The sequence below is a fragment of the Colwellia sp. MB3u-8 genome (assembly GCF_014076985.1).
Classification (GTDB): domain Bacteria; phylum Pseudomonadota; class Gammaproteobacteria; order Enterobacterales; family Alteromonadaceae; genus Cognaticolwellia.
In genome coordinates, this window is record NZ_JACGVA010000058.1 from 173440 (window position 1) to 188037 (window position 14598).

The 14598-nt window shown below is 40.9% G+C and carries 14 protein-coding genes; 4 read left to right on the plus strand and 10 right to left on the minus strand.

The genetic code is table 11. From position 1 onward, the window contains the following. Window positions 1-10: 10 nt before the first annotated feature. The 4 genes from H4J54_RS05470 to rpoE form a co-directional block, all read right to left on the minus strand. Window positions 11-487, minus strand: a complete 477-nt coding sequence (locus H4J54_RS05470) for a SoxR reducing system RseC family protein (protein ID WP_182189905.1) — start codon at window positions 485-487, stop codon at window positions 11-13. Beyond that, entirely contained in the window at window positions 484-1515 is a 1032-nt protein-coding gene (locus tag H4J54_RS05475) for a MucB/RseB C-terminal domain-containing protein (protein WP_182189906.1), read from the minus strand. The genes H4J54_RS05470 and H4J54_RS05475 overlap by 4 nt, the downstream gene beginning before the upstream one ends. Further along, the gene (locus H4J54_RS05480) at window positions 1512-2105 is read right to left on the minus strand and encodes a sigma-E factor negative regulatory protein (protein WP_182189907.1); all 594 of its coding nucleotides are present in this window, start codon (window positions 2103-2105) and stop codon (window positions 1512-1514) included. The genes H4J54_RS05475 and H4J54_RS05480 overlap by 4 nt, the downstream gene beginning before the upstream one ends. Before the next feature lie 167 nt (window positions 2106-2272). Further along, window positions 2273-2851 (minus strand): RNA polymerase sigma factor RpoE, encoded by a 579-nt coding sequence (gene rpoE, locus H4J54_RS05485; protein ID WP_182189908.1) that lies wholly within the window; start codon window positions 2849-2851, stop codon window positions 2273-2275. Window positions 2852-3089: 238 nt separating this feature from the next. Between rpoE and nadB the strand changes: the two genes are divergently transcribed. Then, entirely contained in the window at window positions 3090-4691 is a 1602-nt protein-coding gene (gene nadB / locus H4J54_RS05490) for an L-aspartate oxidase (RefSeq protein ID WP_182189909.1), read from the plus strand. A gap of 37 nt (window positions 4692-4728) precedes the next feature. On the opposite strand, the gene H4J54_RS19675 is transcribed toward nadB, so the two are convergent. Continuing rightward, a complete protein-coding gene (locus H4J54_RS19675; RefSeq protein WP_310650146.1) occupies window positions 4729-5226 on the minus strand; it encodes a protein YgfX in 498 nt (165 codons plus the stop codon). Beyond that, a complete protein-coding gene (locus tag H4J54_RS05500) occupies window positions 5168-5419 on the minus strand; it encodes a succinate dehydrogenase assembly factor 2 (RefSeq protein ID WP_182189911.1) in 252 nt (83 codons plus the stop codon). The genes H4J54_RS19675 and H4J54_RS05500 overlap by 59 nt, the downstream gene beginning before the upstream one ends. Before the next feature lie 197 nt (window positions 5420-5616). Here H4J54_RS05500 and ygfZ point away from each other — a divergent pair, with 197 nt between their 5' ends. Both ygfZ and H4J54_RS05510 read left to right on the plus strand, forming a co-directional pair. Continuing rightward, window positions 5617-6582, plus strand: a complete 966-nt coding sequence (ygfZ, locus tag H4J54_RS05505) for a tRNA-modifying protein YgfZ (protein WP_259367116.1) — start codon at window positions 5617-5619, stop codon at window positions 6580-6582. A gap of 8 nt (window positions 6583-6590) precedes the next feature. Next, entirely contained in the window at window positions 6591-7085 is a 495-nt protein-coding gene (locus H4J54_RS05510; RefSeq protein WP_182189913.1) for a peptidylprolyl isomerase, read from the plus strand. Between the two features lie 108 nt (window positions 7086-7193). Here H4J54_RS05510 and H4J54_RS05515 read toward each other — a convergent pair whose 3' ends face one another. From H4J54_RS05515 to guaB, 4 genes are all read right to left on the minus strand, one after another. Beyond that, entirely contained in the window at window positions 7194-9146 is a 1953-nt protein-coding gene (locus tag H4J54_RS05515; protein ID WP_182189914.1) for an ATP-dependent DNA helicase RecQ, read from the minus strand. 37 nt (window positions 9147-9183) lie between these two features. After that, complete coding sequence (locus tag H4J54_RS05520) at window positions 9184-9534, minus strand: RidA family protein (protein WP_182189915.1); 351 nt, start codon at window positions 9532-9534, stop codon at window positions 9184-9186. Between the two features lie 244 nt (window positions 9535-9778). Then, window positions 9779-11356, minus strand: coding sequence for a glutamine-hydrolyzing GMP synthase (gene guaA, locus H4J54_RS05525; protein WP_182189916.1), 1578 nt, complete (start codon window positions 11354-11356; stop codon window positions 9779-9781). Window positions 11357-11597: 241 nt separating this feature from the next. Then, window positions 11598-13070 (minus strand): IMP dehydrogenase, encoded by a 1473-nt coding sequence (gene guaB, locus H4J54_RS05530; RefSeq protein ID WP_182134897.1) that lies wholly within the window; start codon window positions 13068-13070, stop codon window positions 11598-11600. A gap of 190 nt (window positions 13071-13260) precedes the next feature. Here guaB and xseA point away from each other — a divergent pair, with 190 nt between their 5' ends. Further along, window positions 13261-14598 carry an exodeoxyribonuclease VII large subunit gene (xseA, locus tag H4J54_RS05535; RefSeq protein WP_182189917.1) on the plus strand — a complete coding sequence of 446 codons (1338 nt, stop codon included), beginning with the start codon at window positions 13261-13263 and terminating at the stop codon, window positions 14596-14598.

A 14598-nucleotide genomic window follows, 5' to 3' on the forward strand; every position in this document is an offset into this window, starting at 1 on the left:
TTGTTGCGATTCAATCGGTGATTTCTGTAATCATGATGTTTTGATTTTCTCGACGGATAATTTTTGGTGCCAGTTTTGCACAGCTTGCGCTTTTTATTTGTTGCCTTTTAGCTAGCATAAAGCCACAAAAACCACCGGCAATACCCAATAAAATGGCAAAAATCTCATGAGGCAGTATGGCGTTAATCACTAACCATTGGCCAAACCAAGAAGCAAGTAACAAGCCTAATACCGGCCATAAATAAACTTGCCAAGCCGATTGCAATAGAGCACTTTCATTCAAGCCTAACACAACGTTATCGCCAAGTTCTAAGGCTAGTGAAGATGTTAAGGTCAACGAAAGTTTTTTCTGTGGAAAAGCTTTCGCCACCTGACCACTACCACAATTGTCGACTTGCTGACAGCCACCACAAGCTGATTTTATCAAACTGGTCACGGTGACATTGTCGTGGTCAATAGCGACGACTGTGGCTTGTTCTTCTATCATGGTGTGGACTGATTGTTTAAAACAACAGAATCAGCAATGGCCTTTGCCGTTTTTGCTGGAATTTTACCCACAACACTAACTTCAAAGCCGTTAACAACTTGATTCAATACCACGGTCGCGCCATCCATAACATAATCAGTCGCACGTTGGGTATCTTCACTGGGATTTACGTAAACAGAAACATCGACTAAACCATCATTAAAAAGCATAAATTCAACCGGTTTTTTAGTGGTAGAAATTCGATGACGATTGGCATTTAAACGTTTAAAGCCCTCAGGTAACCATTTAACTTGCCATTGCAGTACTTGCTCTTGATAGCCGGCTGGAATTTCAATAACTTTTGGCAAAGTTGTTTGCTGTAATTGCAATAAACTCTCACTCAAAGCATTTGTGATATCTAAATGGGTAAACTGTATTTGTTCTAATAATTGCCCAGTACGATTTGCCAAGGCGAGTTTTAATAACATACCAGATTCTTGGTCTAACCATAGCCAGTGTCCGTAACGATAGACATCTTTAGAAACAATACGAATTAATTGCGCAGGTCGCCCTAGTACACGACTTCGGCCGACAGAGATAAAATCATAGGTTTGACCAAGCGCAGTGACGCCTTCGCGCAAAACAGCAGGAATAGGACCGGTTATTTGATGAGATGTTACTGAGTATGGAGGTAATTCTGGCTCGATATAACTAACAATATTGTCCTTTCGTAAAACATCCCTGCGCGGGCCGTTTAACAAAGAGAGAATTTCTAACTCATTACCACTTTCATCTACACCATGAAACCAGTGATAAGGTTCTGCCTGATTGTTTTTAACCACAACAAAAGACGTACTAAAGTTAAGGGTTTGTAAAGAGGTTGCGAGGCGCTCAAGCCAAGGTTCGGCTTGTTCGTTTTCGTTGGCCGCTATGGGTGTGCTAATGTCTTCTTCATTGGCCGCTGCAGATGTGCTAATTTTTTCATTGGCTGCTACTGATGTGCTAATGGTAACCAATAGCAGCAGACTTGATATTGATATTAATTTCATTTAGCTGATTCTTCAGCCTTATCTTGTGGTTGTGTATGGTTGACATCAACTGAACTTAATTTAATTTGTTGTTGATGATCTGATAATAGCGCTTGGAAACGTCTTTGTTGTTCAACAAAAGCTTGTTTTTCACTGCTGCGGCTAGTTTGTTGAAAATTTAAGCTTACGGGTTCTGCAACACCACCAAAGGGCATAGTTTTAACCACTTGACTAGCCGGCAATAGCGCATCGGTATCAGCGCTATTTTGTTGTACGCCCATGACCATAAGACCGGCTGCAGATGCTGCAATGGCCATTTGACCAAAGGGTTTAGCAAACTGCACCACTTTCGCTTTTAATTTTCCAACCAGGTTATTGCTAGTGTGAGGCGCTAAAATCGTTGGCTCATCAGCAATCGCTGACGCTATTTGTGATGATAGATCAAAATTAATAACATCAGAAGTTTCACCGCGCATTACATCACCCATTAAATGGTAACGTTGCCAGGTTGCTGACAAGTGTGAGTCATTGAGGATTTCATCAAATAGTTCATCGTTTTGTTGATCATTATCTACAATCGACGATACTGCCTCAAACTTATTTTCACTCATAAAAACACCTTAAAAAAAGAACTTTTTATTCATTAGCTAACAAAAGACTAAACCTTTATCAGCTAATACTATATTTATTATGCTTGCGTGTACTGCTGTTGAGCTTGCTATTTTTGCATTTAATCTTGTTGTGCTTAATATTGTTAAGTTTAATGTTACTGCATTCACTATTGCTGCAACAATGGCCTGATTTTTTTATCAACTGCATCACGCGCTCTAAATATTCTTGAACGTACCGTGCCAACAGGACAATCCATAACCGTTGCAATTTCTTCGTAACTTAAGCCTTCTAACTCTCTTAGGTTGATCGCAGTTCGCAAATCTTCCGGCAATTGTTCTATGGTCTTAAATATGACATTTTTAATTTCATTGGTCAGTAATAATTTTTCTGGTGAGGCATTCTCTCGTAACGCTTCACCCGAGTCATACATTTCTGCATCTTCAACTTCAATATCTGAGCCAGGAGGTTTACGTCCTCCGGCAACTAAGTGGTTTTTCGCACAATTAACAGCGATGCGATATAACCAAGTATAAAAAGCACTGTCACCTCGAAAATTAGGTAAAGCTCGATAAGCTTTAATAAATGCTTCTTGTACTATGTCAGGCACATCACTATGATTTTTAACATAGCGTGAAACCAAGTTTGCTACTTTATGTTGATATTTAATTACTAGCAGGTTAAATGCGTTTTTATCACCACGTTGCACCCGCTCAACCAACTTTTGGTCAACGTTCTGTTCGCTCATTTGAGCTCCATCTCCTACTCGCCATTATCTCATTTATCTACATCTGGTTTACATCTGGCTCATAGCAAACGCAACAACTCATGGCAAACGCAACAAGTAGGACTAGCCTTATGTTAAAAAGTTCGATAAATATTGAAAAAAATTAAATTTTATTTATAAAAATAGTTTTATGCTGTTCTGTAACAACAATAAAAGCTATATTGGGTCATAGATTATTGTACCTTAATTTTAAGAATATATGAATCAACAACACAATTGTGACGTTTTAATTATCGGCAGTGGCGCAGCAGGATTATCGCTTGCGCTGCATCTGGCCAAAAATGCCGACGTGCTTATTTTAAGCAAAGACCAAATTAACGAAGGCTCAACATTTTATGCGCAAGGGGGGATTGCAGCCGTCTTCGATGAAAATGACAGTATTGCCTCACATGTCGCTGATACATTAATCGCTGGAGCGGGATTATGCGACGAAGCCATAGTGCAACATACGGCTGAAAATGCCAAACACTGCTTAGAATGGTTGATTGATAAAGGCGTTGATTTTGATCAAGATGTACCTGCTGCTAATGGAGATGTTCGCTATCATTTAACGCGAGAAGGCGGACATAGTCACCGAAGAATTCTGCACTCAGCTGATGCCACAGGTCAAGCCATTCAAATAACCTTGGCATCACAGGTAAAAAATCACCCACGCATTCGTATTTTTGAACGATATAACGCTATTGACCTGGTTTATCAAAAAAATAAAGTCAATGCTGAACGTGAATGTATTGGTGCCTATGTATGGAATCGAAATGATGAACACGTTGAGCGAATTTTTGCCCATAAAACTATTTTAGCCACGGGTGGCGCGAGTAAAGTTTATCAATATACCTCAAATCCCGATGTTGCCAGTGGCGATGGTATTGCTATGGCATGGCGCGCCGGTTGTCGCGTTGCAAATATGGAGTTTAATCAGTTTCATCCTACTTGTTTGTTTCATCCTGAGGCGGGTACCTTTTTATTGACTGAAGCACTAAGAGGCGAAGGCGCACTGCTACTTCGCCCTGATGGTAGCCGATTTATGCCTAGCTTTGATGAACGAGCTGAACTAGCGCCACGTGACATTGTGGCCCGCGCGATCGATTTTGAAATGAAACGACTTGGCGCCGATTGCATGTATTTAGATATTAGCCACAAATCCAGTGATTTTATTAAGCAGCATTTCCCAACCATTTACGAACGCACACTGGCCCTTGGCATCGACATCACAACACAACCTATGCCAGTGGTACCTGCTGCTCATTACACCTGTGGGGGTGTCATGATTAATCAACAGGGCCAAACCGATATTGAAAATTTATATGCGATAGGCGAAGTCGCTTATACCGGACTACATGGCGCTAATCGCATGGCAAGTAACTCACTACTAGAGTGCCTAGTATTTGCGCGAGCCGCCGCCATTGATATTGAACAAAAAATAGATATCTCAAAACCTTACATAACACTTCCTGCCTGGGATGAAAGCCGAGTTACCGACTCAGATGAAGAAGTGGTTATTCAACATAACTGGCACGAACTGCGGTTATTTATGTGGGACTATGTCGGTATTGTACGCACAACAAAACGCTTAGAGCGAGCATTGCACCGAGTCGAACTTTTACAAAGTGAAATCGAAGAATACTACCGACATTTCAGAGTCAGTAATAATTTATTGGAGTTACGAAACTTAGTCCAAGTGGCCGAATTAATTATTAGATCAGCATTAGATCGTAAAGAAAGTCGAGGTTTGCATTATACCTTGGACTTCCCTGATTTATTGACAGAAGCAAAAATTACTATACTTAAACCAGTGGAGTAATAAGGTATTTTACCCGTAACTTTTCAGTCACCGCTTTTCATCCATAACTTTTTACCCGTAAGATAGTGCGAGCCAAACGCGCCTGATCTTTGCTAGATAAGCTATCTTTGAAAATAAAGTGTTGAGTAGTTACGGCGTCTTGGCTGCTAAAAACCAACCAATAGCCCCACAAATTAATTTGTGAGTTAGCCGATATTTGCAACGCTTTTTGATGGTTAAATTGGCATTCACCCGTATCTGATAAAACAAAATTCGCTGTAGCTTTATCTTTGCTTGAGGTAAATAACATCAGCCACTGACTTGCTAGCGGCGCAGGGGCTTTGCGATACAGAAAAATTATAAAGCCCAATAAAGCAGCCAGAAAAAATCCCAGCCAAAAGCTAATTCCGAAAAGAACGGTTAAGGTAAGATAAGTAAAACCGAAATAAAATAATAAGTTAAATATCGCCCTATGACTAGAAGGCGATACCTTAATATTATAGTTTAACTCGCTGTAATATAATCTGCACCATGGCGTTAAGCTCTTTGTCTTCACAAGTTTCGTGCCCCATAAACCATGCGAATAGCTCAGGATCTTGACACTCTAATAGACGCTCAAAAGTCGCTTTATGTTCACTAGATAACTCATCGTAAGCCTCTTCAACAAATGGCATAAAAAGTATATCTAACTCTAGCATACCGCGTCGACAAGCCCAGCGAAGTCGAGGTTTATTATCTTTTAATGTCATACATCACTCTAATTAGTAAAATCTCGCCACATTCTAACAAATCCAAAGTTAAAATAGCCACGAATTGATCATTAAATTAGTAAACTTTTAATAGTAAAATAGCAGAAAAATCGGCTATATGCTTGTAATCTGAATAAATGTCCTCACCTATGATGTTAATAGCCTTTTTTCAGCCATATTGCCGGATGATGAACATAATGAATAATAACTTACCTAGTTATAACGAATTACCAGAAGTATTTGCAATCAAGCTTGATAGTATTGGCGCCATTACCTTAACGGGCCAAGAACAAATCAAATACCTACAAGGGCAAGTTACCTGTGACGTTGACACCTTGGCGCAGACAAAGCTGCTTATTGGCGCGCACTGTAACGCCAAAGGTAAAGTATTTTCTGCTTTTCGTTTACTGGAGCGTGAAGAAAAATTTTTCCTACTCCAACCAACAAGTTCGATTGAGCAGTCTTTGGCAGAACTAAAGAAATTTGCCGTCTTTGCTAAAGTTGAAATAAGCCAAGACATAGAACTAGCTTATCTAGCCATTGCAGGCGAGCAAGCATCCGCTAAAATGGCGACATTATTTCAACAAGTGCCCGACACACTTACACCCGTAGTGCACGAAAATAATACCACCTTGGTTTACCTTGCTGGCAACATCAGCCGCTATCTCATTATTGATAAAGTTGATAAATTAGCTGATATTTCTGCCACCTTTGATTTTCCAGTTTATGACGGTGCGCTTTGGAACTTACTAGAGATTTCAGCTGGGTTTCCCATGCTTTCTCAACAGTATGTCGCAGAATATGTACCGCAAATGCTAAACCTGCAAGCAATCAATGGCATTAGCTTTACTAAAGGTTGCTATTTAGGCCAAGAAACTGTTGCTCGTATGCAATATTTAGGTAAAAACAAACGCGCGCTTTTTGCCCTAACAGGCAAAGATATGGAGGCTAACGTCGGTGATATCATCGAGAAAAAGCTTGGTGAAAATTGGCGTAAAGCCGGTGACGTATTAGCGGTTTATCAAGCCAGTAATATGCAGATCTACATACAAGGCGTTTTAGCTAACGATGTTGATAATAGCACAGAACTAAGAATTAAAACCCAAGACTCAGCTCTAACAATAATACCCTTACCTTACAAATTAAGCACAACCACTGAATAGGACATAATATGAAAATTACCGACAACAAAGTTGTTGTACTGCATTACGCGGTATCTGATAACGAAGACACCTTAATTGATAGTTCTTATGATCACAGCCCATTAGCGGTAATTCAGGGTTCTAACTATCTGATCCCTGGCTTGGAATCAGCCTTAGTTGATCACAAAGCCGGTGATAAATTTGAAGTTGAAGTCAGTGCAGACGATGCTTATGGACAACGTGAAGACGGCTTTGTACAAACCGTACCTAAAGAAATGTTTGCTGGCATAGAAGATTTAGACGTAGGTAGTCAGCTGCGCGCTACGACTGATGAAGGCGAACAAACCGTTATCGTCATTGACGCACAAGAAAACGAGATTACCGTTGATGGTAATCACCCGTTGGCCGGTATGGACTTAAAATTTGATGTTGAAATTATAGAAGTACGTGATGCCACTGAAGAAGAGTTAGCGCATGGCCATGTTCATGTTGAAGGTGAAGAGGGCTGTGGCCACGATCACTAACATTTATTAACTCAAGCCTAGACTAAGCTAGATTAGCCTAAGCTGAGATTAAAAAAAGGCACTGATGAAGTGCCTTTTTTGATCAGCCTAATATCTCGCCAGCACAAGTTATACCAAAGGTATGACTTGTGCTTTAATTTCGCTATAGCGCATATACTGACAAACGCCAAAGTAACTTAATTGCCGCACTTTAGCACGGGTAAATAACGGCACACTCATGCCAGACAAAAATCGACAAATAGTATCAATAGATAAGATATTAGCTGATTGACCAGCAGGAGACTTTAACGTTGAAAAATGCTGTTGCAACTGCTTAATACCGAGAGCAATATTGTCAACACTCACCGTTTGATGATTGCTTGAATAAGGTAATATTGCCACCTGCCCACGACAAACGGAACAATGCCCACAGTTTTTTGGTGCACGTTGATCATCAAAGTATTGCGAGAGCTGCTGAGTTAAACAATGTTCACTTTGAAAGAACGCGACCAGCTTAGTGATACGCTCGATTTCGGCTTGCTCTTTGTCAGAAAAGTAATCAAAAAGCGTATCAACCAAAGCATTATTTTCTAACGCCACCATGTTGACACTAAAGACTTCTGTTGCCTTTTTCGTTTCCAAAACAATATGCTGCTGCTCTGCTAAATACTCAAGCGCTGCGACAATACGTTTTCTCGGCGCTTGATGACGCGCATACATAAGATCAAAGTCGGGCTCACCCCAAATTTTCTTCATTTTTGCGCAATTAAAGACTTGTGCTAAAAATTCATTACGCTCGGCATTAAATGCGCTGATGATTTGCGCTTTTGGTGTAACAAATTTAAATTTAAAATCAGCAAAGTAGCTAAATTTAGCGTCAATAACCCCAAGTAATTCTAACTGAACCAATAAGGTTTTTAATGGCAGCTGTTTAATATTACTGGCATTTGACAAGCTCAGCACTTGCAGTTCCCATTGGCCATCTTGCATTTCGTTACGTATGTTTTGCAAAACATAGTCGATGCTTGAGCGTTCAGGTGTGTCAGCATAAACAAAGTTTTCTACGGTATGAATACCATCAAGATTGGCCAGAGTAAAACAGCCGGCATTAGCTTTGTCGCGACCTGCCCGGCCAATTTCTTGACTATAATTTTCAATGGATTTGGGTAAATCATAATGAATAACAAAACGGATATTAGCTTTATCTATCCCCATACCAAAGGCGATAGTTGCGACGATAATGGGGGTTTTTCCTTGCATAAAGTCTTGCTGAATTTGCTTGCGCACATCATCTTTAAAGCCGGCATGGTAAGCCTTTGCCGCTATACCTTGTTGTTGCAGAAAGTCAGCCACTTTTTCAGCACTATGTTGCAAAGTAACATAAATAATACCGCACCCCTGGTGCTGGCCAATTAAATCAACCAGTGTTTGGTTTTTCTCTTTTTCTGCGACCGGCAAAACAGATAGATCTAAGTTGCTGCGATAAAAACCTGTTTGCACTATGTGCTCATCAGTAATGGCAAATTTATTAGCCATATCCTGCTTAACTTGTTTAGTGGCTGTGGCTGTAAGTAAAAGCACTAAGGGAATATTGAGCTCTTGTCGATAACGTGGCAATTTTAAATAATCAGGTCGAAAATTATGACCCCATTCTGAAATACAATGTGCTTCGTCTACCACCAACATAGAAATAGCAATAGCTTCAATAAACTGACGAAAGCGCTCATTTTTAAAACGCTCAACTGAAACCATCAAAATTTTTATTTTACCCGAGCGAACGTCACGGGTAATTTGTTGACTCTCTTCAAATGATAATGTTGAATCTATACTGGCCGCGGCAATACCTTTTGTATGCAAAAATGCGAGTTGGTCTTTCATCAAGGCCAATAAGGGCGATACCACCAAGGTTAAATGCGGTAAATTTATTGCCGCTAATTGATAGCATAAACTCTTACCGGCACCGGTAGGGAAAATGGCTAAGGAAGAGTCACCATTAAGCAACTGCGTTATCGTTTGCTCTTGCCCGGTTCTAAACTCATCAAACCCAAAGGTAGTTTTTAATGATTGCTGTAACATCAACATAATTGGCCTACTGCTTAAATATCTATTGTCTAGTCTATTATATTAAAGCAGCAACAACACTTATTTCGACCAAAAGCACATCTCTTGCCATAGCCGCTTGCACGCAAGCACGAGCGGGTGCAAAACCTACTGGCACCCAAGCATCCCATACTGTGTTCATAGCAGCAAAATCAGTCATAGTTTTTAGGTATATTGTTGCTGATAACATATGCTGTTTTGAACTACCTGCCTCTACTAATAAGGCCTCAACCTTATCTAGCATAGTTTGTGTTTGCTCAGTAATACTTTGCGTGGCGTCAGCGCAAACCTGACCACATAAATAAACTGTGCCATTGTGTTTCACTATGCGGCTCATGCGCGCTTTAGTCTCTAGTCTTTCAATTGTCATTATTCTCGCCTTGGTATAGTTAAAATCGCTGCGTCTTCACATCCATACGATCGCAGCATACCCTAACAGCTTGTACATAAAAAACCCCAAGATTTACACCTTAGGGTTTTATAATATTAATGAAAAATAACTGAGGTGATCAGCACAGGAAGAAGATTCAAATTCAAGGTGGTAGCACCGAGCCTAGTTTACTCGCGAGTACTGCCGCCGCAGAGTTGAATGTTCTAACCAGCTTAAGGCTCAGTTACTCCCATTCGATAGTCGCGGGTGGTTTACCTGATATATCGTAAACTACGCGAGAAATACCATCCACTTCGTTAATAATACGGTTAGACACTAGGCCTAAGAACTCGTAGGGTAAATGTGACCAACGTGCGGTCATAAAGTCGATAGTTTCTACACAACGTAGACTAACTACCCAATCATATTTACGTGCATCGCCCATCACGCCAACTGAACGTACCGGTAAAAATACCGTAAAGGCTTGGCTGACTTTTTTATACAAGTCATGTTTGTGCAATTCTTCAATGAAAATGTGATCAGCACGACGTAGTAAGTCAGCATATTCTTTTTTCACTTCACCTAAAATTCGCACACCTAAACCAGGTCCAGGAAATGGATGACGATAAAGCATGTCGTAAGGTAGCCCTAGCTCAAGGCCTATTTTACGCACTTCATCTTTGAATAATTCACGTAATGGCTCAACTAAGCCAAGTTTCATATGCTCAGGTAAGCCACCCACATTATGGTGTGACTTAATCACATGTGCTTTACCGGTTGCTGACGCGGCTGACTCAATAACATCAGGGTAGATAGTACCTTGGGCTAACCATTTAGCATTACTGAGTTTATTGGCTTCTTCATCAAAAATTTCAACAAAAACATTACCAATAATTTTACGTTTTTTCTCAGGATCACTCTCGTCAGCCAAACGGTCTAAGAAGCGGCTTTCGGCATTAACATGAATGATATTCAAACCAAAATGGTCGCCGAACATATCCATGACTTGTTGGCCTTCGTTTAAACGCAATAAACCGTTATCAACAAAAACACAAGTTAATTTATCACCGATCGCCTGATGTAACAGCATGGCAACAACTGATGAGTCAACACCACCCGATAAACCCAGTACGACTTCATCATCACCGACTTGTGCTTTCATTTTGGCAATCGCATCTTCAATAATTGACGCTGATGTCCAAAGCTTTTCACATTGACAAATATCAACAACGAAATGCTCAAGAATACGTAAACCTTGCTTGGTATGCGTCACTTCAGGGTGAAATTGCACCCCATAAAATTGTTTCTCTTCATTGGCCATTGCGGCATATTTACAGCTAGGGGTTTGTGCAATCGTAACAAAGCCGGCAGGAATAGCTGATACTTTATCACCATGACTCATCCAGACATCTAACAAGGCATTACCGTTTTCACTCACATGGTCTTCAATGGCATTAAAGAGTGCAGATTTAGTAATAACTTCAACCGCAGCATAACCGAATTCTTTCTGCTCAGAGCTTTCAACGCTGCCGCCTAATTGCTCAGCCATGGTTTGCATACCATAGCAAATACCTAAAACAGGTACACCGGCATTAAACACATATTCTGGCGCACGTGGTGAATTATGCTCAGTGACCGACTCAGGTCCGCCGGCTAAAATAATACCGGTTGGATTAAACGCTTTCAGTTGTTCTTCTGTAACATCCCAAGCCCATAATTCACAATAAACGCCAATTTCACGCACACGACGAGCGATGAGTTGGGTGTATTGTGAACCGAAGTCTAATATGAGTATGCGGTGATCATGAATGTCTTTACTCATGTTGTTTTCCTACTTTTATTTTTAAATATATAAAATGAACAGGCTGAGCGTTCGCTCTATATGAGTTACTGCTCAGCCTATTTGAATTTTTTCGATGAGGTACTCGCCTGCATCAATTTTCTACTTTCTATCACTATTCAATTGATAATATTGCCGTCCTAGTTCAAGGTGCTAGCGCCGAGCCTAGTTTCCTAAGTGAGCACTTACACGCCGAGGTTGGCCGACAATAATTCAATAGCGCTTAACCCATACGGTAGTTTGGTGCTTCTTTCGTGATAGCTACATCATGCACATGCGACTCGCCCATACCAGCAGAAGTAATCTTCATAAATTCAGGCTTAGTGCGCATTATTTCAATTGTGGCTGAGCCAGTTAAGCCCATTGATGAACGTAAACCGCCCATTTGTTGGTGAATAATAGCGGCAACAGGACCTTTATAAGCAACACGGCCTTCAATTCCTTCCGGTACTAGTTTGTCGGCTTCACCATCTGATTTTTGGAAATAACGGTCACTTGAGCCTTCTTTTTGGCTCATGGCACCTAAAGAGCCCATGCCGCGATATGATTTGTAGTAGCGACCTTGATAAAGCTCTACTTCACCTGGCGCTTCTTCAGTGCCTGCCAACATGCTGCCTACCATCACACAATGCGCGCCGGCCACTAGTGCCTTAGCAATATCACCAGAAAAACGAATCCCCCCATCGGCGATAACGGGAATACCCGTACCTTTTAAGGCTTCAACCGCATTAGAAATAGCGGTCAATTGTGGTACACCAACACCGGTAACGATACGGGTAGTACAAATAGAACCTGGGCCTATGCCAACTTTTACCGCATCAACTCCGACATCGGCCAATGCTCTAGCGCCAGCGCCAGTAGCAACATTTCCGGCAATAATTTGTAAGTCAGGATATCTGCCACGTGTTTCAGCAACACGGTCAAGCACACCTTGTGAGTGGCCATGAGAGGTATCAATCAATAATACATCGACACCAGCAGCAACCAGCGCATCTATACGCTCGTCGGTACCCGCACCAACACCAACAGCAGCACCAACGCGTAAGCGGCCTAATTCATCTTTACAAGCGTTAGGTTTATTTTCAGCTTTTTGGTAATCTTTAACTGTGATCAACCCTTTTAGTGTGAAGGCGTCATCAACCATAAGGATTTTTTCAATGCGATGTTCGTGCATTAAACTTAAAATTACTTCACGTGACGCACCTTCTTTGACTGTCACTAATTTGTCTTTTTTAGTCATCAAAGCTGAAACCGGTTTTGTTAAGTCTGTTTCAAAACGTAAGTCGCGACCGGTAATAATACCAATCAACTTATTTTTTTCATCAACAACAGGAAAACCAGAAAAACCGAGTTCATCAGCTAGGCGCATAGTGTCTTCGATACTTGCACTTGGGTTGACTGTGACGGGATCTGAAACAATACCACTTTCATATTTCTTAACTTGAGAAACATTTTTGGCCTGTTCAGCTATGGTCATATTTTTATGGATAAACCCGATGCCACCTTCTTGTGCTAAGGTAATGGCTAAACGCGCTTCGGTCACTGTGTCCATCGACGCAGAGATCATAGGTACATTTAAATTTATCTTTCGAGTTAATTTAGTTTTTAAATCGGCAGTATGGGGCAGTACCGTAGAATGGGCAGGTACCAGTAAAACATCGTCAAAGGTTAACGCTTCTTGAGCAATTCTTAGCATCGCAACATCTCTCTAAAGTGAGTGGTTAGGGAGGAAATATTGCGGCAGAATTTTAACCGCTTTCCCTACTAAGGTAAACTTAAAATTGCAATTAATCGAAAATAAACTGCCGATGCTTGTCTAAACAAATATATAATACTGGGCAATTACCCAATTATTACCTCTTAACAACAGAAAAAGTAAAGAATTTATGGCTCAACAGCACATTCTACAAGTAAGTGAACTCACCAAAAAAGTACGTTTTATCTTAGAAAGTGAGTTAAATACCGTCTGGTTATGTGGCGAAATATCGAATTTTATTGCCGCAAGCTCTGGCCATTGGTATTTATCCTTAAAAGATCAAAAATCACAAGTTCGCTGTGCCATGTTCAAAGGCAATAATCGTCGGGTGAGAATACAGCCACAAAATGGTCAACAAGTATTAGTACGCGCTAAAGTTTCCTTATACGAACCGCGAGGCGATTTCCAGTTGATTATTGAACAAATGGAGTCAGCGGGTGATGGACTGTTAAGACAGCAATATCAATTATTAAAAGACAAACTCCACGGTGAAGGTTTATTCGAACTGCATCACAAACAAGCCATTCCTAAGTTAATTCAAACGGTTGGTATTGTCACCTCTCCTACAGGTGCTGCGGTCAAAGATATCATCACAGTATTAAAGCGAAGAAATCCATTAATAAAGGTCATTATTTACCCGGTGTTAGTACAAGGTCAGCAGGCTAAATATGAGATTGCCCAAGCGATTAACTTGGCCAACGAACGTAATGAAGTTGACGTTTTATTAATTGGTCGAGGCGGTGGTTCGCTGGAAGATTTATGGGCCTTTAATGAAGAAATAGTCGCTCGCGCTATTTTCCAGTCAAGCTTGCCAACCATCAGTGCTGTTGGCCATGAGATTGATACCAGCTTAGCTGACTATGTTGCCGACCTAAGAGCCCCAACACCGTCTGCAGCAGCGGAAATAGTGTCTGCTGATGTTGACGAGCGTATTAATAAAGTCGCTGAATTACTCAGTCGTGCACAGCTAGCGCTTAGGCAACAACTCAAACGCTCAACTCATTCGCTAACCAGTTTAAACCATAGGTTAGCCCAAGTGCATCCCGAGCAACAATTACAAAATAAACAGCAAAAGTCAGATGAACTAAGTATGCGCTTGCAAGGGCTAATTACCCGAGCGATAAACCAACTTAAGCATAAGCCTCAATACCTTGAACAACGACTACTCAATGCCTCACCATTAACCCAAATAAAACAAAACCTGGAACAAGCGACTCAGCTCAACACTAAGCTTATTGGCGCACAGCAGCGCTTATTAATAGCCAAGCGAGCAAGTTTTGCCCATCAATGCGAACAACTTCATATGGTAAGTCCATTAGCAACAATTGCTCGTGGTTACAGTATAACTCGTGATGAACAGGGACAAATGATTAAGAGTACCAAAGATATAAATATCGCTGATACCATTAAAGTAGAAATTTCAGATGGTGTAATAGACGCTAAGGTGATAGCGGTGCAAGTCAATTAA